Source organism: Synechococcus sp. OH30 (genome assembly GCF_047462175.1).
GTDB lineage: Bacteria > Cyanobacteriota > Cyanobacteriia > Thermostichales > Thermostichaceae > Thermostichus.
The window spans coordinates 27573-46952 of sequence record NZ_JANSIP010000002.1 but is presented as its reverse complement, the minus strand read 5'-3'; the positions used below and the strand labels follow the sequence as shown (position 1 = coordinate 46952).

Sequence of the window (19380 nt, the reverse complement as noted above, 5' to 3'; positions counted from 1 at the left end):
TTCTTCCAGGTTTGGGGTTGCCCACTTGTCAATAGCCGTAGTAGTTGGAGCGCCGCGACCGCCACCAGGCCACCGGCAGGGCCAAGGCTTTCCTTAGGGTGGACACGTAGGCCCGAGTGCGAAACACCTGGTAGTGGTTGCGCTCAATGGCGTTGAGGATCTGCCGGTAGAGCATCAAAGAAGCGGCCACCGGCCAGCGGGAGTCCGGCTGCAGGGTAGGGATCCCCCGTTCCGCTTGGGCATAGAGCTCTCGAGCTCGCTGGATCTCGTAGTCCATCAGGGCTATCCAGCGCTCGTCGATGACGTAGTTAAACAAATCCCGCTCTGAGTAGTTGAAGCGGCGCAAGTCCTCCAGAGGCAAATAGATCCGCCCACGACGGGCATCTTCCCCCACATCGCGCAAGATATTGGTCAGTTGCATGGCAATCCCCAGGGCCACCGCCTCCTCGCGGCCATCCCGACCCGGCACAAACCCCATGATCTCCGAGCACATCAGACCTACCACCCCGGCCACGCGGTAGCAGTAGACCCGCAGGTCTTCCCAGGTGGCGTAGCGCCGGGTGTCCAGATCCATGCTCTGCCCCCGCAGCATCTCGCGGAAGGGCTCAATGGAAAGGCGGTAGGTGCGGATGGTGTGGATGAGAGCCAGGTCAGTGGGGACCTGGGGCTCCCCCCCCTGGAACAAGGACTCCAGATGGGATCCCCACTGCTCCAGCTTGCTGCGGGTAACCTCCACCGCCGTCTGGCTGGCCTCCAGCCCATCCAACAGCTCGTCAGTCTGCCGCAGCCAGGCGTAAATGGCCCAGATGGCCCGCCGCTTGGGGCGGGGCAAGAGCAGGGATCCCAAATAAAACGTCTTGGCGTGCTTGGCCGTGATCTGGCGGCAGAGGGCAAAGGATTGCTCCAGCGGACTCATCGGGCTCATCTCCAAGGGCGCAGGGCCAGATGGGGACAGCGAGGGCACATCATCAACACTACGGGAAAGCGGCTAGGGGGAATAGCCCAGGCAGTCAAGTTGTCAGAACTGAGGCCTCAGACCCCTGCTGCAACCAAAGGGGCAGCCGCACGGGAGGGGATCCCTTTGCTGATGGCCTCAGCCGCCCACTTGCCAGAGAGGATGGCCCCCTCCATGCTGCCCAGGAAGGGTTGCAGGGTGTAGCTGCCCGCCAAGAAAAAGTTGGGGATGGGAGTGACCTGAGTGGGACGGTATTGCTGCCGGCCGGGCGTAGCCTTGTAAACCGAGCGCGGTGTTTTCACCACCACCCATTTGCGCACCCGCGCCGGGTTGGGGCCGGCAAGGTGCTGAGGAAAGAGTTTTTGGAGCTCCTCCAGCGTGGCCGCGAAGATCTCTTCATCGCTGCGCTCGATCCACTCGGCAGCCGGGGCCAGCACCAGCTCCAGCATCGAGCGCTCTGGATCCGCATAGCCGCGGCAGGTGTTGCTCATGTCGGCATACACGCTCAAGAGCGGCGAGCGGGAAAACAGGGAGTGGTCAATGTGAGTAATCTTGCGGTCAAACCAAATCTGCAGGCTAATCACCGGCACCCCTTCCAGCTGGCGCAGCTTTTGGAAAAAGGGGATCCCCCACCACTGGGCCGGCAGCAGCTCCTTGAGCGCATCCACCGAGAGGGCCGACACATAAGCATCAGCAGTAATCTGAAGCGGCCCGGAAGGGGTGAGAAAGCGAAAGCCGGCTACACTGCCGTCGGGGTTGAGGTCGATGGCCTGCAGTGCCGCGTTCAAATACACCTGGCCGCCGCGGGCCACAATGTAGTCCACCAGGGGCTGGCAAAGCCGCTCTGGCGGGGCGCCATCCAGGTAGGCAATCCTAGAGCCATCTTTCTGGCGCAAAAAGCGGTTTAAGGCCGTCAGGGGCACCATGGCTGAGATTTCGTCCGGGTTGATGAACGCCAACGCCTTGGAGACGGCAATGAAAATATCGGTGTTGACCCGCTCGTCAATCCCTTGCCGCCGCAGCCATTCCAGGAGGGTGTAGCGATCCATTTGCTCCACGTAGCGCTGGCCGCGCACCATGGCCGGCACTAGGCCCAGGGCAAACTTCACCTTTTCGCTCCAGGTGAGCATGTCATTGTTGCGCAGGATGGCCACGATGGCGTTGAAGGGAGCAGGAAGGTCCGGCAGGTCAAAGCGGGAGTAGGTGCCCGGCTTGTCCGGCTGGTTGAAGATTAAGCTGTGTTCCTTCCACTGCAAGCGGTCGGAAATGCCCAGCTCGCGGAACAGTTGCAAGGTGTTGGGGTAGGCGCCGAAAAAGTTGTGCAGCCCCGTCTCGATCCAGTCGCCGTCGGCATCCTTCCAGGCGGCCACTAGCCCCCCCAGCACCTCCCGCCGCTCAAACAGCAGCGGCTGATGCCCGGCATCGCACAGATACTTGGCACAGGCCAACCCCGCCAGCCCGCCTCCAGCAATGGCAACACGCATGATGATGCTGATCAAGCAACATTTCCATTCTATTTGCAAACCGTTACAATTGCTGGCGGTCCCAGGAGAGGCCGCAGAGCCCTGGTTTACCGCCGGGATCCGATCCCTGGTAGGATACGGAAGCAAAAGTAATCCAGGGGGAGGGAGGACGATGGCCAAACAAACACTGGGATCCCTACTGTCATCCGGCTTTGATCTGACCGGCAAGCGTGTGCTGGTGCGAGTTGATTTCAACGTCCCCCTGGATCCGCAGGGCAACATTACCGACGACACCCGCATCCGCGCCTCGCTGCCCACCATCAAAGCCCTCACCCAAGCGGGCGCCAAGGTCATCCTCACCAGCCACCTGGGCCGCCCCATCAAGAAAGACAAAGAGACAGGCACCGTCCAGATCATCCGCGAGGGCAATAGCCTGGCCCCTGTGGCCGTCCGCCTATCTCAACTCCTGGGCCAGCCGGTGGCCTTTGCCCCCGACTGCATTGGCCCTGAGGCGGAAGCAATAGTGAACCGCCTGGAAAATGGCCAGGTGGCCCTCTTGGAAAATGTTCGCTTTTACCCAGAAGAGGAAGCCAACGATCCGGAGTTTGCTCGCAAGCTGGCCTCCCTGGCTGATCTATTCGTCAACGACGCCTTTGGCAGTGCTCACCGCGCCCACGCCTCTACGGCTGGCGTTGCCGCCTATCTCCAGCCTGCTGTGGCTGGTTATCTAGTGGAAAAGGAGCTGCAGTTTCTTTCGGGGGCCATCGAGAACCCCCAGCGGCCTTTGGCGGCTATCATCGGCGGCTCCAAAGTCTCTACCAAGATTGGCGTCATTGAGCGGCTGCTGGAAAAAGTGGACAAGCTCCTGCTGGGTGGCGGCATGATTTTCACCTTCTACCAAGCCCAAGGGATCCCAACCGGCAAGTCTTTGGTGGAAACCGACAAGCTGGAGCTGGCCCGCTCCCTAATGGAGAAGGCCAAAGCCCGGGGTGTAGAGCTACTGCTACCCGTGGATGTGGTGGTGGCCGATAAGTTTGACAAAGACGCCAACGCCCAGACGGTTTCCATCCACGCCATCCCCGACGACTGGATGGGCTTGGACATTGGCCCCGAATCGGTCAAAGCCTTCCAGGCTGCCCTGCAGGGGTGCAAAACCGTGGTCTGGAACGGGCCGATGGGTGTGTTTGAGTTCGACCGCTTTGCCGCCGGTACAGAAGCCATTGCCCGCACCCTGGCCGACCTCACCCAGGCGGGGGCCATCACCATCATTGGCGGCGGCGACTCAGTGGCGGCTGTGGAAAAAGTCGGCCTAGCGGACAAGATGACCCACATTTCCACCGGTGGCGGCGCCAGCCTGGAGCTGCTGGAAGGCAAAGAGCTGCCCGGGATTGCCGCCCTCAGTGATGCCTAAGATCTTGGAAAGTTCTAGAAAGCCAACAAAAAGGGGGCTACAGCTAGCCCCCTTGGCAATTCCTTGCTGTAGCTCCCCTTATAGCCCAGTAGGGCAGCGCCTAGCCTAGTGCACCACCACTTTAACGTTGGCGTTGTTCAAGCCAGGACGCTTCACCTCGGCCAAAGTCTTGTTGATGGCGTACTTCTGGTTGATGGAGTTGATCAACTCCGTTTGGTTGTACTTCTTGGCCACGCCCCACAGATCGGCAATCAGGTCGTAGGAACCATCAGGGTTCTTGGACCAGCCCAGATCGTAGTCGCCCTCCAACTGAGCTACGATGTCGGCGCGAACCCGCTGGCCATTGTAGCCACGTACCTCCGCGTTCAGCTTAACGGTGTAGCCAAGATCGCGCAGGGAGTTGATCAGGATTTGACCGTCGGTGATTTTGGTGCGCAGAGTGCTAAAATGAGACATGGTGTTTCTCCTCCTTTGTGTAGGGGTTGGAACATCAACGGAAACAATGGGCAACTTCTAGCAGTAGGTTAAGGCCATCTCTACCTCTGCAGCGGCATTTTGGCCTTAACCATTGGCTAGAACTCCAGCCGCTGGTACTCGGCCACAGCAGCTGCTGCTGGCCGAGCCCGGTGCTGGGCCCATTCCCTCAACGCTACCACTTGCTCCGTCATGGTGCGGGATAGCGGTTGAGTTGCTTTCGTTGCTGCCAAAATGTCCAACTGGGTAAACTCACGGTTCTGGGCAAACGCTTCGTACATGGCAGCAATCAAAACTTGCTCAATCTCCGCGCCGGAGAAGCCCTCGCAGGCAGCAGCCAACTGCCGTAGGTCAAAGCGACTGATGTCGCGCCGCCGCTTCTGCAGGTGGATCCGAAAGATCTCCATGCGCTCGTTGATGTTGGGTAGATCCACGAAGAAGATCTCGTCAAAGCGGCCCTTGCGGAGAAACTCCCCCGGGAGGCGATCCACGCGGTTGGCGGTGGCGATGACGAAGACTGGTGAGCGCTTCTCCTGCATCCAGGTAAGGAAGGAACCGAAGATGCGGCTGGAGGTACCTCCATCGGAGTCACTGGAGCCCGCGGCGCCGGCAAAGGCTTTATCCAGCTCGTCGATGAAGAGGATGGCTGGCGCCAGCGACTCAGCGGTGCGCAGAGCGCTGCGCAGGTTGGCCTCTGATTTCCCCACCATAGAGCCATCGTAGACACGGCCCATGTCCAGGCGCAGCAGGGGCAAGCCCCAGAGACGAGCAGTAGTCTTGGCAATTAAGGACTTGCCGCAGCCCGGCACCCCTAGGATCAGCAGGCCCTTGGGAGCAGGCAGCCCATAGGCTCGGGCTCGCTCGGTAAAGGCCTCGGAACGCTGCAGCAACCAGCGCTTTAACTCTTCCAGACCGCCAACAGCGTCGATGGACTCGTCTTCTTCGATGAACTCGAGGATGCCATTGCGGCGGATCAGTTGCTTTTTCTCGGAAAGGATGATGTCCACCTCCGCCTCGCTAAGGCGGCCATGCATCACCACGGCCTTGCGGTAAACTTTTTCTGCCTCCTCCTGCGTCAGCCCCAGGGCCGCCTTAACCAACTTTTCCCGCGTTTCAGGGCTCACGGATCCCCCCCGCGGAAGCTGCTCCAACTGCCGGTTGAGGATGCGCTCCAACGTGGCCATGTCGGGCAGCGGGAAGTCCACCACGCAGACATCCTTTTCCAGCTCAACCGGAATCACCTGGACTGGCGACATGAGGAGGAGGGTTTTGTAGGATCCCTTGAGGCTGGCCACCGCATCCCGTAGCCAGCGCTTGACCTCAGGGTTGTCGAGAAAGTCGTGCAGATCCTTGAAGACGAAGATGGCAGGATCCTTTTGCTCCATTGCCCACTGAATAGCGGGCTGGGGAGACTGGGTGTTGTGCTGGGTTAGGCTGCGGGGGTTGCCGTACTCAACAATGCCATGAGTAACCGTCCAGATAAACAAGCGGCGCTGCGGCCTAAGAGTACGGGCAATTGCCGCCAGGGTTGCCTCCGCCCGCTCCTCCTCTGAGGTAACCAGGTAAAGCAGTGGGTATTGAGCTTGGATAAGGATGCTGAGCTCTTGCATGGAAAACACCAACTGCGCGGAGGGAAAGAAGCTAAGGTAAAAGCAAGACTAAGAAAGTCTATGGGCTAACTCGGGGCGGAGGAGGCACCCTAAGAAGCGCCTCAGCAGGGCACCAACGCATCCTGGCACCGCTCCCCTGAACTCGTGGCCGCTCCCCAGTATTCCGGCTCCACCTCTTCAAGGATGGCTGTAGTGGCAGACTGGTGGTGGAGAGAGACCACCTCCCCGTTGCGAATGACAAACGGGTGACTGCACTCAGGGCAGCGGTGAACCCGGTAGGTACTGCCCTGTACTCCCTCAATTACCTCTGGGTGAAGCAGGTAGAAGCTGAGGGCTTTCTCTGCCACCGCTGACATTGGCTCCCGCTCTACGGCAGCCCGAATCTTTAGACTGCGGTGGAGTTCAGGCGAAAGATACAGCGTAACTTTTTGCTTGGCTTCTGGGCCTTCTACAACCTCTGGCCGCTGACTCATGGCTTACTGTTTTCTCGTTATGTGCCAGGCTTGGGAGCTATCATAGCCAGCCTGACGCCTTGACGGCAAATTTTTAATAATCTGTAACGATCTTCCTGGGGGCCTCTCTAGCTTGTGGAGATCCCCTGCTGGCAGAGTAGGCTAAGGAGGAGATGCAGAAGGTTCATCCCCTATGGAACGCCTCATCACCACCTTCAGCAAAGGCTTCTCCAGCTGGGGCCGTCGTTTCCTGGTACAAGCTGGCGACGCTTTGGCCAGCCTGAAAGACGCGGCCCTCGACAGTGGCAGCCTGTTCCTCTGCAGGGCTCGCATTGCTTTGGCGGAGGCCCGCTTCACCACCCTCAAGGCAATTCGCTCTCGGTCTGGCTCGACTCGCTAGCTGCCCAGATCCTGGAGCCGATAGAGCTTGGCGTAGAGACCGTTGCGGGCCATAAGCTCGGCGTGGGATCCCTCTTCTTTCAGCTCCCCCCGCTGCAGCACCAGGATGCGATCCACATTGCGGATGGTTGAGAGACGGTGGGCGATGATGAGGGCGGTGCGATCCCGCAGGAGGGTTTGCAGGGCGGACTGGATTAGGGCCTCGGTGCCCACATCCAGACTAGCGGTGGCTTCGTCCAAGACTAGGATTTTGGGATCCCGCCACAGGGCCCGCACAAAGCTAATGAGCTGTTTTTGGCCGCTGGAGAGGTTGCTGCCCCGCTCTCGCACGGGGGTGGCGTAACCCTGGGGCAGCTCGCGGATGAGCTCGTGCAGGTGGAGTTGGCGGGCCACCCGCTCTACTGCCGCCAGATCCCCTGCCTCTCCCAGGGTGATGTTTTGTTGGATATCTCCAGAGAACAAGAATCCATCCTGCAGGATCACGCCCAGGTGGCGGTGCAGCTCGGCCTGGGGCAGATCGCGAATGTCCACGCCGTCGATGCGGATGCAGCCGCGAGTTACCTCGTAAAGGCGGCAAAGTAGGCGGATGATGGAGCTTTTACCGGCGCCGGTGGGCCCCACCAGGGCGACCTTTTCGCCGGGGCGGATGGTGAAGCTGAGGTCTTTGAGCACCCACTCGCCGGGGTTGTAGGCAAACCAGACCTGCTCGAACTGCACCTCCCCTTTGGCCGTTGGGGGCAGGTGGCGCGGCTGAGCAGGATCCCGAATGGCCACGGGGAGGCTGAGGATGTTGTCGATGCGTTCCACGGCGGTGAACCCCGCCTGCAGGGCGGTGAACTTTTCCGCCAACTGGCGCAGAGGGTTGAAAAAGCGCTGGGAAAAGAGGATAAAGGCGTAGAGGCTGCCCAAGGTCAGAGGCTCTTTAAGCAGGGGCAGGAATCCTATCCACTCGCCCTTGCCAGCTGCAATAACCTGCTGTCCGCCCACCCAGAGGAGGGCGGCCACCGCTAGCCACGCAACCCACTCCAAAACTGCAGAAAGGGCAGCGTCGTAGAAGATGGTCTGATCCACCTCTTGGATATAGCGCCGATTGGTGGCTTGAAAAATCTCGCTGTTGAGCCGCTCCCGGCGAAATAGTTGCACTACGGCAATGCCCAAGACGTTTTCCTGGATCCAAGCGTTGAGCTTGGAGAGCTCTTCCCGGGCGCGAGAGTTGGCGTCTCGGAAGCGACGCTGCAGCTCGAGGACAAGGGCGCTAATCGGCAGGACGATGAGGATCAGCAGTAGGCCCAGATCCCAGCGCTGGCTAAGCATCACCGCTGCAACGACTATCAGGGTAAACAGGTCGCTGACGATGCCAACCGCACCGGTGGAAAACACGTCCCCCAACGCTTCCACATCACTGGTGATGCGGGTAATGAGCTTGCCCACGGGGGTGCGATCGAAAAATTGCGCTGGCAGGGCCAGCACGTGGGCAAAGAGATCGTTGCGGAGGTCGCGGGTCATCAACTGCCCCAGCTTTTGGCTGCTGTAGCCCTCCAGGGCCTGGAAAACCCAGCGGGCTAGCAGGGTGAGAACCAACAGACCCAAGTGGGGCCAGAGGCCGGCAAGGGGCCTGCTATCACCTTGGGCAAAGGCTTGGGCGATGGGGCCATCTAAGGCCCGCTGCAAGATTAAAGGCTGCACCGCATCCGCCAAGGCCAGGGGCGGCAAAAAGGCCAAGGCGGCCAGCAACAGCTTTAGGTGTCGCCGGGCATAGGGCCAGAGCAGCCGCAGCAACCGCCAATCGCTGCGGGGATCCCTGTGGGAAGCAGCAGCAGGAGGAAAGGGGGCAAGGCTCACTGACTCACACCCAAAAACGATGAAGGCAACAGATCTACTCTAAGCTCCCTCCCTGAGGAGGCTTAGCCCTCCCCCCTGTTCCCTCTCCCTCTGGGAGAGGGGGGTTGGGATTGCTATCCTGGAAGCTTGACGTTCAGGCCAAAGCCGTGCCCCACGAGGCCGCTGGGTCTCAGAAGCGCGGGATCCCGGTGGAAGCCTCAACCTCTCTTTGTGCAGAAGCTTAGCCGCTGGCCGCTGCGCCTTGCCGTGGCTTTGCATGTCCTCTCAGCCCTGGCCTTCTATGGCCTAGCAGTTGGGCAGGCTACTCCAGCACTGTGGCCGCTTTGCTGTTGACGGGGCTGCGCCTGGCCATCCGTGGCTAGGAGTACTTGGCCGAATGGGGGGCCCAGCTGCCGGTACCCCGCGAAGATGCTCTTGAGCTGGCTGAGCAGGCAGCAGGCCCCATTCTTGGCTGCACCAAGAGAAAGAAACCCAGCGCTACCTGCCCCAAGAACTGGCCGTCCTCATAGCCCAACTGGGACAGTTCACGCCAGCAGCGAGTCCAACAAGAACCCGCCTAGCCGTAGCTTAGCGTGGATAGCCAATTCCTTAGCTAGGTGGGGGAGAGCCTAGCCGGCCCCATTGTTGAGCCTCTCCAACTGGGCGGAAAATTGAGAGGGGACAAGCTTAGTGCCCACGCCAGCATCGGTCAGCAGTTCCAAGAGCAGGGAATGAGGGGATCCGCCGTCTAGGATGTGGGCAGCCCGAACCCCTTGAGCCAGGGCGCGAATGCAACACTGCACCTTAGGGATCATGCCGCCCCTAACCACGCCGCTCTGGATTAACTGGCGGGCTGTCTCGATATCCAGGAGTGGAATTAGGGAGCTGGGATCGGCAGGGTCTCTGAGGATGCCGGGGGTGTCGGTGAGGAGGATTAACTTTTCGGCCCCCAAAGAGGCTGCCAGCTCCCCGGCCACCGTATCAGCATTGATGTTGTAGGCTTGGCCGGTCTCGTCGGCGGCTACGCTGGCAATGACTGGGATCTGGCTGCCCTCCAGTAGGGTGTGCAGCACCTGGGGGTTGACGCTGCTCACCTCCCCTACAAAGCCAATTTCCGCTCGGCCCTGGGAGCGAGCTCTAATGAGGTTGCCATCCCGGCCACACAGCCCCACTGCCGACCCGCCAGCCAGGCTAATCAACTGCACGATCTGTTTGTTAACCTTGCCCACCAGCACCATCTCCACCACCTCCATGGTGGCAGCATCGGTTACTCGCAGGCCATCGACAAACTTGAAGGGGATACCCAGCTTCTGCAGCCAACTGTTGATTTCCGGCCCCCCGCCATGCACCAGCACCGGCCGAATGCCGACACAGGCAAGAAAGACAATATCCCGTAGCACCTCAGCTCGGCGCTCCTGCTGCACCATGGCGGCGCCGCCGTATTTGATGACCATGATGCGCCCCTGGTACTGCTGAATGTAGGGCAGGGCTTCGATGAGAATCTGCGCCCGTGTCAGGGGATCGCAGGCTACAGCCTGAGGGCTGGTTGTTCCTGAAAGAGAGGCGTTGGTCTGCACGGCCAGGAGTCCCGTGGAAGACAAAAACTTCCAGAAGATCGTACTAGAAACTGACAGGCTGCTAGCTGCGCAAGGTAACCGGAAAGTGTTTCTCCAACTGGGCTCTTACTTGGTTTTGCGCAGCTTCCACCTCCGCCTCGGTGAGGGTGCGATCCAGAGCGCGATAGACCAGGCGGAAGGCGAGGCTGCGCTGCCCTGGTGGTACCCCCTGGCCCCGATATTCGTCAAAAAGCTGCACCGACTGCAGCAGAGGACCTGCCGCCTGGCGGATGACCTTCTCGATTTCCGCCACGGATAGCTCCAGCGGCGCAAAGAAGGCAATGTCTCGCGCCGAGGCGGGGAAAGGTGAAAAGGGAGAAAATTGTACCAGGCCCCGCCTCTCCAGGCCGGCCAGCAGGGGATCCAGATCCACCTCAAACCCATAAACCTCGTCCGGCAACCCCTTCTCCTGGCAGAGGCGGGGGTGCAACTGCCCAAAGATGCCGATGCGGGATCCCTCGATCCAGAGGCCAGCTTGCCGGCCGGGGTGCAACAGGGGCGATTGCGCCGCAGGGGGATCCGGACGAAACTCGGGGGCAAATCCCAGCCGCTCCAGGGCTGAGACCAAGAGCCCCTTGGCCTCAAACCAGTCCATGGGCTGGTTGGAGTGCCGCCAGTCGTTGGGGTTGAGATCCCCACCCAGAATGCCGCCCAGGTGTTCTGCCTCCTGGTAAGGCTCAGGGCTAGAGGGAGGGGCATAGTCGAAGACATGGCCAATTTCAAAAGCCTGTAGAGGGCCATTCCCCTGAGCCCAGTTGTAGCGGAAAGCCTCCACCAAGCCGGGTAGCAGCGCCTTGCGCACGGCCGAGTACTCTGGTGAGAGGGGATTGGCAATTCTCACTAGGGAGCTCTCTGCTTCTGCCGAGCAGAGGGAGATGTGGTACACCTCCGTCAGGCCAATGCCCCGCATCACCTCGCGAATTTGCCGAGTCAAAGCTTCCCGTGTAGAGAGGGATCCCACCTGCGGCTCCGTGGGCAGGGTTTCTGAGAAGCGGTCATAGCCGTAGAGGCGGGCAAACTCCTCAATGAGGTCGATCTCTCGCTCGATATCCCGCAATCGATGGGGGGGAACAGAGACCTGCCAGATGCAGCGGGCTACGCTCGCTGTCTCGGTAGCAGGGCCGGCCTTCGGGGCAGCTTCCTGACAAGGGGAAAGCTGAAAGCCCAGAGCTGACAAAATTTCCTCCACCTCCTCTGGCCGCACCTCCTCCCCCAGCACATCAATGAGCCGCGACAGCCGCAGCTGCAGGGTCCGCTCTAGCGGTGGCCGCTGGTCAAAGGTAGTGAGGCCAACCACCGAGCCTCCGGCCAGCTGCAAAATCAACTGCACCGCCCGATCCCGCGCCAGCTCAAGGGTAGCCATGTTCACACCCCGCTCATAGCGGGCGGAGGCTTCCGTGCGCAGTCCCTGCGAGCGGGCTGAGCGGCGCGTCACCACTGGGTCAAAGAGGGCCGCTTCCAGAAAAACCTTTGTGGTGGCCGCGTCCACCTCCGTCTCCGCTCCTCCCATGACACCGGCTAGGGCCACCGGGTGGCTGCCAGCAACGATGAGATGGCTTTCAGGCTGCAAAGTACGGGTTTGGCCGTCCAGGGTCTTCAGCGTTTCCCCCGCCTGGGCAAAGCGCACCTCAATGGTGGGCTCCTGCTTACCCATGACCTGCAGGAGGCGATCCCAATCGAAGGCGTGCAAAGGCTGGCCCCATTCCAGCAGGATTAAATTGGTAACATCTACAACATTGTTGATGGAGCGCATCCCAGCGGCGGCCAGGCGGTGTTTTAGCCAGTCGGGAGAAGGACCAACCTTGACCCCCTCAATCAGCACGCCGCTGTAGGCGGGGCAGGCTTTGGCGTCGGCAATGCGCAGTTTGAAATCGGGGATGGGCTGGGCCCGCAGGGACTGTACTGGGGGCAGGCGCAGCGGATTGCGGGTGAGGGCGGCCACCTCGCGGGCAATCCCCACCATGCTCAGGGCATCGGCGCGGTTGGCGGTGGAGGTGAGATCCAACACCACATCATCTAGGCCCAGGAGGGGGCGCACATCAGAGCCCAGCGGGTGGGCCTTGAGATCCAGAGCGGGCGGAAATTCGTGGATCCCTTCTGAGGTTTTCTCCAAGCCCAGCTCGGCCAGAGAACAAATCATGCCCTCCGAAAGCACCCCTCGCTTTTCTGCTTTGGCAATGGTCAGGTCCACCGCAGGCAAATGGGCGCCTGGCGTGGCTACAGCAACCAGCAGGCCAGGGCGGGCGTTGGCCGCTCCGCAGACAATCGTAGCTGGCTGCTTGCCCCCCAAATCCACCTGGCAAACCCGCAGCTTATCGGCATGGGGATGGGGCTCGACAGTCAGAATCTTGCCCAGAACCACCCCCTCTGCCCAACGGCGGCGGTCCTCGATTTCCTCCACTTCAAAGCCCACCATTGTGAGGGCTTCTGCCAGTTCTTCGGGGGAAAGCTCAAAGTCCACCAGTTCCCGCAACCACTTCAAGGAGATGCGCATCACGACTACAGCGTGCCAACGCCGCCCTCATTATCGCTTACTCCGCTCCCCTCTCAGCAGAACTCCTCCTCCCAAAGCGGGGAGACGGCCTGCGGAACTCTCCAAAGGCTGCGGCAGGGGTGCCGGGCTTGCGGTTCCTCCCTATCCCCCAGCAGCAAAAGTGGCCATCAGGATCAATGACAGCAGGATCCCTGGAAAGAGCAGCGCTATTAGGGTCAGAAACTCAGAAAGGGTCATGGCGCAGAGGTAAGCAGAGGCAGTACTTCTCAACCTAGACCCTCCCCATTGCCCCTCCCTCCTCCTTTTGGGATCCCTTAACCCTCTTTTACCCCAATGGGTGACAAGTCCCGTCCTACCTGGTTTACCTTTGGCGGGCTATGGGCTTTTAATGGTCTTGCTGCCGCCTACGGCAGGGTGGGAGTAGCCAGCAGGCCCTCGGTCCAGGAGCTCACCGTTTGCCTCAGGAGGAGGGAGCCCTTAGCAACTGCGCGGTAGGCATCCCCCCTTGAGGGCGGCAAGGAGGTCAAAACGGAGGAAAGCCCTTCTCCACCAGCTGCAATGGGCATTCAAGGCAAGCGCATTGCTGTTGAGCCGGCTGATCTTCGCCCCTGGCTGAAGGCAGCAGTCTTGGCGGGGGGTGGCGAAATTGTGCCCCTATCCGAAGCAGAAGCCTTGGTCTGGACCGATGGCTTCGATGTGCCGAGTTTAAGGCGTTGCCTAGCAGAGGGCCAAGGGATCCGCTGGGTGCAGTTGCCCTGGGCAGGGGTAGAGCCTTTTGCCCAAGCGGGTATTCTGGATCCTGCCTATGTGTGGACCTGCGGCAAAGGAGTGTACGCTCAGGCGGTGGCCGAGCATGCCCTGGCCCTCACTTTGGCCGGCCTGCGGGATCTCAAGCAGCGCGCTCTGGCCCAGACGTGGCAGCCGGGATCCGGCACCAGCCTCCGGGGCAGCCGCGTGGTTATCTTTGGGGCGGGGGGCATTGCCCAGGCGCTGATCCAGTTGTTACAGCCCTTCCGCTGCTCCATTGACGTGGTGCGGCGCAGGGCGGATCCCTTGCCAGGAGCTAGCCGGGTGGTGACCCTGGCAGAGCGGCAGGCGGTGCTGGCAGGAGCGGATGTGGTGATCCTGGCCTTGGCCCTCACCCCCGAGACAGAGGGGATCATTGCCCGGCCAGAGCTGGAGCAGATGGGAGCCGGCTGCTGGCTGGTCAATGTGGCCCGCGGGAAACATATCGTAACTGCAGATCTGGTAAGCGCCTTGCAGGAAGGGATCATTCGAGGCGCTGCCCTAGATGTTACAGACCCAGAGCCGCTGCCGGAGGGACATCCCCTCTGGCGCTTGCCCAATTGCCTCATTACCCCCCACACGGCCATCACCGACGCCATGATTGTCCCTGCCCTCTCCGAGCGGGTGCGGGAAAACGTGCGCCGCTTTCGGCTGGGAGAACCCTTGCTGGGGGTGGTGGATCCGGTTCTGGGTTACTGAGCCCTCACCCTCTCCCGAGGGAAGCAGGGATCTAGGACTCGATGGGAATAGGATCCCGGCCCTCATGGGGGGCCATCTCCTGCACGCGGGCGGCAATGGCCTCAGCCATCTCCTGGGTGCCGACGGGCTCCCCTTGCGCTAGGTCGTAGGTGACGTACTTGCCTTCGGCAATGACCGACCGCACTGCCGCTTCTACCCTCGCGGCAGCTTCCCGCTCGCCCAGGTAGCGCAGCATCATGGCGCCGGAGAGGATAAGGGCAGAGGGGTTGACCTTGTTTTGGCCGGCGTACTTGGGCGCCGAGCCGTGGATGGCCTCAAAAACTGCAATGCCATCCCCAATGTTGGCCCCCGGCGCCACCCCCAGCCCCCCAATCATGCCGGCGCACAGATCCGAGATAATATCCCCATAAAGATTGGTGAGTACCAGCACATCGTAGAGCTGGGGCTTTTGCATCAGTTGCAGGCACATGTTGTCGACAATGCGATCTTCAAACTCGATGTCGGGGTACTCCTGGGCCACCTCCCGTGCCACCTGCAAAAACAGGCCGTCGGTAAACTTCATGATGTTGGCTTTGTGAACGGCCGTTACCTTTTTGCGGCCGTTTTGGCGGGCATATTCAAAAGCAAACTTGACAATGCGACGGCTGCCAAACTCCGAGATGGGTTTGATGCCAATGGCAGATCCCTCGCGGATGAACTTGCCAGAAAGACGCATCATCTCCTCGCGAGCGTGGGCTGCTTCGGGGGTGCCTCGCTCGAACTCGATCCCGGCGTAGAGATCCTCGGTGTTTTCCCGCACCACCACCAGGTCAACGTTTTGAAAGGGGCTTTTGATGCCGGGGATGGACTTGGCCGGGCGCAGGTTGGCGTAGAGATCCAGCTCTTTGCGGATGGCTACATTGACTGAGCGAAAGCCCGTGCCTACAGGGGTGCCGATGGGCCCTTTGATGGCCACTCTGGTTTCCCGGATGGACTCCAACACCTGCGGTGGCAAAGGCGTGCCGTATTTCTCAATCACCTCTACCCCTGCTTCTACTCGGATCCACTCCAAGTCCACCCCGGTGGCCTCCAGGACTGTGGTCATTGCCCTGGTTACTTCCGGGCCAATGCCATCGCCGGGGATCAACGTTACACGATAGGCCACAAATCCTTCTCCTCCCAGGATTGACGCTGGCAGCTTGACGGGATCCCGCCTAGCGCCGGCCTTTGAGCCGGTGGGGGTCCCTGAGCTTAAACGAAGCTTAAACGACTATAAAACAGGTTGGGGCCATCCAACGCCAAGCTGCGGCAAAACTGCCGCCCCTAGAGGATCCGCAGCGGATCCACATCGAGGCTGACGCGAATCCCCTGGGGGATAGATCCAAGGGCGCTGCCCAGGTGGGCCGCAATCTGGGCGCGATCCCAGGGCTGATCGGGAAGCTGTTTGAGGAGGATCTGCCAGCGGTAGCGGCCGGCAACCCGCTCCACTTGGGCCGGTCCTGGCCCCAACACCTCTGCCGGGATCCCCTGCAGGCCCTCAGCTAGGCGGCTGCAGTAGCGCTCCAGCACCTCCAGGCGGCTGCTGCTCAAGCGCACCAAAATCAGGGCCCGATAGGGGGGATAGCCCCCCTCTTGGCGTTGGCGCAGCTCGGCCTGGACAAAGCCCTCGTAGTTGTGGGCCAGCACCGCTTGCAAGATGGGGTGCTCTGGCAAATAGGTCTGGATAATTGCCTGGCCCGGCAGGGATCCCCGTCCTGCCCGGCCCGCCACTTGGGTCAGGAGTTGAAAGGTACGCTCGCCAGCGCGGTAGTCAGGCTGGTGCAGCAGTCCATCGGCGGCCACCACCCCCACCAGCGTTACCTGGGGAATGTCCAGCCCCTTGGTGAGCATCTGGGTGCCCACCAGCACCTGCGCTTTGCCGCTGCGAAACTGCTCCAGCAAGTCCCGGTGGGATCCCTTGCGGCGAGTGGCGTCGCTGTCGTAGCGCAGGATCCCCAGCTGCGGCCAGTGCTGCTGCAGCACTTCCACCACCTTCTGGGTACCAGTGCCGAAGTGCTTGAGGTAGGGCGAGCCACAGGCAGGGCAGCGCTGGGGATGGGGTTGGCGGGCGCCGCAGTAGTGACAGCGCAGCTCTTGCCCGCCCTCCACGTGAAAGGTGAGGGAGACATCGCAATGGGCGCAGGTGAGGACAAAGCCGCAACTGCGACAGAGGACAAAGGTGCTGTAGCCGCGGCGGGGAACAAAGAGGATGGCCTGTTCTCCCCTGTCCAAAGTCTCCTGCAGAGCTTGTTGCAGGCGGCGGCTGAGAATGCTGCGGTTACCGGCCTGCAGCTCCTGGCGCATATCCACCAGCTCCAGGTGGGGCAGGGTGGCCGGGATCCCCGCCTGGGGGATGCGCTGCGGCAAAGAGAGGCGAACCCAGCGCTGCGGATCCTGCAGGTGGGCGGCGTAGGTCTCCACCGCCGGTGTGGCGCTGCCTAAAACCAAGGGACAGTTGGCCAGCTCGGCCCGCCACTCCGCCACCTGGCGGGCGTGGTAACAGGGCTGGGGCTGATCCTGCTTGAAGCTGTCATCGTGCTCCTCGTCCAAAACAATCAGGCCGAGATTGGCCAAAGGGGCAAACACTGCCGAGCGGGTGCCGATCACCACCTGGGGAGCAGAGACCAACATCTGCCGCCAGAGGTCGTAGCGCTCCCCTGCCGAGAGGCCGCTGTGGTAAGTCCACACGCGGGATCCCAGCCGCGCCCGAAAGCGATCCGTCAGTTGCGGGGTAAGGCCAATCTCCGGCACCAGCACCAAGGCCGACCGCCCCTGCTGCAGCACCTGGGCAATGACTTGCAGGTAGACCTCCGTCTTGCCAGAGCCGGTGACCCCGTGCAGCAGAAAGCGTTGGTTTCGCCCCAGGGCTTGCTGGATGGCCGCCACTGCCTCGGCCTGGGCTGGCGTCAGAGGCTTGGGCCAATCTTTCTCCACAGGCCGGCCGGCCTCCCCCAGCCGCAGCAGAGGTCGCTCGTAGAGGTGCACCCGGCCTTTGCGGGCCAGGCTCTGCAACACTGACCGGCTCACCCCCGCTAGGCGCTCCCACTCGACCAGCAGCAGCTCTCCCCCCTTTTGCTTGAGGATCTGCAGGGCCTTCTGCTGGGGCAAGCTCAGCCCCTCCAGCGAGTCCTCCACTAGGGTGGCCGCCTGTTGGGTTTTCACCCTGCCCCCCTGCTGCTCCTGCCAGAAGCTCTCTACCCAACCCCGCCGCTGCAGCTCCCGCAGAGCCACCTCGGCGCCGGGCAGCTGCTGCTGGAGGTAACGCCAAGACAGCTCCCCCCCCTTCTCCTGGAGCAGCCGCAGCAAAGCCTGGGCAGCCGGCGAACATTCCCCTTGCGGGGATCCAACCAGGCGGATCCGCCGCTGGGAGCGGCTCAGCAAGCCCGGCGGCAAAACGGTGCGCACCACCTGCGCCAGAGGAGTGAGATAGTAATCGGCTACCCGCTGCAGCAGCGGCCAGAACTCCTGGGGCAGGATCCCCTTGGCCACCACCGCCTCGATTGCCCGCACTGACTGGGGATCTACCCCTGCCGGCAACTCGGTGCGCCAGCCCAGGGCCACTGCTCCCACCACCTGCTGGCCAAAGGGAACTCTGAGGAGATCGCCAGCCTCCGGCTCCCATCCCTCCGGCACACGGTAGATAAAGCACCCCCCCAAGCGAGGATGATCCACCCACACCTCCAACCAGCGGGGAGGAGCAGAATCCCTCACGGACGGGGCAAAAACCGCGGCAGGTCTACCGCTTGCCTCCCGGCCCGAGCCAGCAGAGGTCGTGGCTGAGGCACAGGCTTAGCGGCCTGGAGGGGGGCAGGAGACTTGGCTCCCCTTGGCGTGTCGCCCACCTTGGCCACCCTATCAACCTGAGACGGAATCTCCAGACCTCTGCGCTCTAGGGCTGCCTTCAGGCTAAGCACATGCATTTGTTGCTGCTCGTACTTCTCTTTCAGGGCGCGGTTCTCTTCTAAAAGAGCCGCTCGCTCTGCCTGCAGAGCCTTCACCTGGGCCTCCAAGGCTTCGGTTTGTTCCTGTAAATGGGCAATGGCCACCTGGGCAGAGCGCCACTGGGATTGCCTAGCAGATTGTTCGGCAAGCTGCTCCAAAGCCGCTTGGAGCTGCCGCTCCAACTCCTCAAGATGCTGCTGGGCCTGGGTGTACTGCTTCTGCCAGCGGGCAATTTCCTCCTGGGCTTGGGAGAGGGCCGCCTCTAATTCCTGCCGTTGCTCCTGCCAGCGCTGCTGCGCTTCCGCCTCCGTCTCAGCATAGCCTGCTAGCCGCGCCTCAAGGCGCTCCCGTTCTTCCTGCCAAGCGGCCCGCTGCTCGTTGTAGAGAGCCCGTAGTCCGCTCAGCTCTGCCTGCGCTTCCGCCAGTTGGGTGCGGGCCAAAGAAAGCTCGGCCTTGAAGCGCTGCAGCATCCCCCCCCGTCTTTCGGCCAGATCCTGGGCTTCCAGCAGCGACGCCTGCAGCTCCTGCTGACGGTGTTCCCACTGACGGCGCTCCTGGGCATGGGCCAGCCGTAACTGCTCGATCTGCTCCTGTAAGGCTTCGATGTCTTGGCGCTGCCGCTCGTTGAGGCGTTGTCGTGCCGCCAGCTGAGCTTCTTGCTCCGAGAGCTGAACCTTTTGCTCTGCCAGGGTTTGTTGCAACTGCTGCAGGGCGCGTTCCCGCTCCTGCAGCTGAGTGCGCAGGGCTTGGACTTCAGCCTGCAGATTTTGAAGAGTGTGCTGCTCCTGCAGCTCCCCTGGAGCTTCGGCTAGCCAAGACTGCAACTGCTGCTGCCGCAGGGTCAAAGGAGGGGCTGCCGGGGGATCCGCCTCTGGTTGGGCAAGCGGAACAGCCTCCCGGGCCAACTGGCCAGCCTGAGCCTCGGGAAGGGTGGGATCCGGGTCGCCTGAGGAGGGAACACGCATAGGTAAAGGGAGACGAAGCTTCCTGAAGTATAGGGAGATTTTCTGCTTGGTTCAAGCCAGAGGGCGAAGCTTCATGGCCTCCCGCCCCCCACTTTGCAGAGCAGCTACGGCAACCTTGGCCCTCTCCGAGAGTCTCTCTGCACCTCTCTTCCCTCCCCTGACTGCTTTGGCAATGGAGCTTAGCGGACTCGAACCGCTGACCCCTTCAATGCCATTGAAGTGCTCTACCAACTGAGCTAAAGCCCCGAGACTAAAGTCAAAGGGTTCGACAGTAG

14 protein-coding genes and 1 tRNA gene are annotated in these 19380 nt (G+C 61.5%); 3 read left to right on the top strand and 12 right to left on the bottom strand.

Features of this window, described 5'->3' with window-relative positions:
• Positions 1 to 28: 28 nt before the first annotated feature.
• Both NW830_RS03020 and pds read right to left on the bottom strand, forming a co-directional pair.
• Complete coding sequence (locus NW830_RS03020; RefSeq protein ID WP_414360784.1) at positions 29 to 916, bottom strand: phytoene synthase; 888 nt, start codon at positions 914 to 916, stop codon at positions 29 to 31.
• Positions 917 to 1032: 116 nt separating this feature from the next.
• Positions 1033 to 2439: a 15-cis-phytoene desaturase gene (gene pds, locus NW830_RS03015; protein WP_414360821.1), complete on the bottom strand. Its 1407-nt coding sequence runs from the start codon at positions 2437 to 2439 to the stop codon at positions 1033 to 1035.
• Positions 2440 to 2590: 151 nt separating this feature from the next.
• Here pds and NW830_RS03010 point away from each other — a divergent pair, with 151 nt between their 5' ends.
• Positions 2591 to 3829 (top strand): phosphoglycerate kinase, encoded by a 1239-nt coding sequence (locus NW830_RS03010; RefSeq protein WP_414360782.1) that lies wholly within the window; start codon positions 2591 to 2593, stop codon positions 3827 to 3829.
• 105 nt (positions 3830 to 3934) lie between these two features.
• Here NW830_RS03010 and NW830_RS03005 read toward each other — a convergent pair whose 3' ends face one another.
• From NW830_RS03005 to NW830_RS02995, 3 genes are all read right to left on the bottom strand, one after another.
• On the bottom strand, positions 3935 to 4285 hold the full coding sequence (locus tag NW830_RS03005) for a DUF1257 domain-containing protein (RefSeq protein WP_414360780.1): 351 nt from the start codon (positions 4283 to 4285) through the stop codon (positions 3935 to 3937).
• Positions 4286 to 4401: 116 nt separating this feature from the next.
• Positions 4402 to 5913 (bottom strand): AAA family ATPase, encoded by a 1512-nt coding sequence (locus NW830_RS03000; protein WP_414360778.1) that lies wholly within the window; start codon positions 5911 to 5913, stop codon positions 4402 to 4404.
• A 101-nt stretch (positions 5914 to 6014) separates the two neighbouring features.
• Positions 6015 to 6386, bottom strand: coding sequence for a hypothetical protein (locus NW830_RS02995; protein WP_414360775.1), 372 nt, complete (start codon positions 6384 to 6386; stop codon positions 6015 to 6017).
• Positions 6387 to 6558: 172 nt separating this feature from the next.
• Between NW830_RS02995 and NW830_RS02990 the strand changes: the two genes are divergently transcribed.
• Positions 6559 to 6765 carry a hypothetical protein gene (locus tag NW830_RS02990; protein ID WP_414360773.1) on the top strand — a complete coding sequence of 69 codons (207 nt, stop codon included), beginning with the start codon at positions 6559 to 6561 and terminating at the stop codon, positions 6763 to 6765.
• Here NW830_RS02990 and NW830_RS02985 read toward each other — a convergent pair.
• The 3 genes from NW830_RS02985 to pheT all read right to left on the bottom strand — a co-directional run bounded on the left by NW830_RS02985 (position 6762) and on the right by pheT (position 12695).
• Complete coding sequence (locus NW830_RS02985; protein ID WP_414360771.1) at positions 6762 to 8606, bottom strand: ABC transporter ATP-binding protein; 1845 nt, start codon at positions 8604 to 8606, stop codon at positions 6762 to 6764. The genes NW830_RS02990 and NW830_RS02985 overlap by 4 nt on opposite strands.
• A gap of 608 nt (positions 8607 to 9214) precedes the next feature.
• Positions 9215 to 10102, bottom strand: a complete 888-nt coding sequence (gene argB / locus NW830_RS02980; RefSeq protein ID WP_414360819.1) for an acetylglutamate kinase — start codon at positions 10100 to 10102, stop codon at positions 9215 to 9217.
• Positions 10103 to 10223: 121 nt separating this feature from the next.
• Positions 10224 to 12695 carry a phenylalanine--tRNA ligase subunit beta gene (gene pheT, locus NW830_RS02975; protein ID WP_414360768.1) on the bottom strand — a complete coding sequence of 824 codons (2472 nt, stop codon included), beginning with the start codon at positions 12693 to 12695 and terminating at the stop codon, positions 10224 to 10226.
• Between the two features lie 558 nt (positions 12696 to 13253).
• On the opposite strand from pheT, the gene NW830_RS02970 reads away from it, so the two are divergent.
• Positions 13254 to 14180 carry a D-isomer specific 2-hydroxyacid dehydrogenase family protein gene (locus NW830_RS02970; protein WP_414360765.1) on the top strand — a complete coding sequence of 309 codons (927 nt, stop codon included), beginning with the start codon at positions 13254 to 13256 and terminating at the stop codon, positions 14178 to 14180.
• A 31-nt stretch (positions 14181 to 14211) separates the two neighbouring features.
• Here NW830_RS02970 and NW830_RS02965 read toward each other — a convergent pair whose 3' ends face one another.
• The 4 genes from NW830_RS02965 to NW830_RS02950 form a co-directional block, all read right to left on the bottom strand.
• Entirely contained in the window at positions 14212 to 15324 is a 1113-nt protein-coding gene (locus tag NW830_RS02965; protein ID WP_414360762.1) for an isocitrate/isopropylmalate dehydrogenase family protein, read from the bottom strand.
• A gap of 158 nt (positions 15325 to 15482) precedes the next feature.
• The gene (gene priA, locus NW830_RS02960) at positions 15483 to 17876 is read right to left on the bottom strand and encodes a primosomal protein N' (protein ID WP_414360817.1); all 2394 of its coding nucleotides are present in this window, start codon (positions 17874 to 17876) and stop codon (positions 15483 to 15485) included.
• A 29-nt stretch (positions 17877 to 17905) separates the two neighbouring features.
• A complete protein-coding gene (locus NW830_RS02955; protein WP_414360760.1) occupies positions 17906 to 19105 on the bottom strand; it encodes a hypothetical protein in 1200 nt (399 codons plus the stop codon).
• Between the two features lie 173 nt (positions 19106 to 19278).
• Positions 19279 to 19351 (bottom strand) — tRNA-Ala (locus tag NW830_RS02950).
• Positions 19352 to 19380 lie beyond the last annotated feature (29 nt).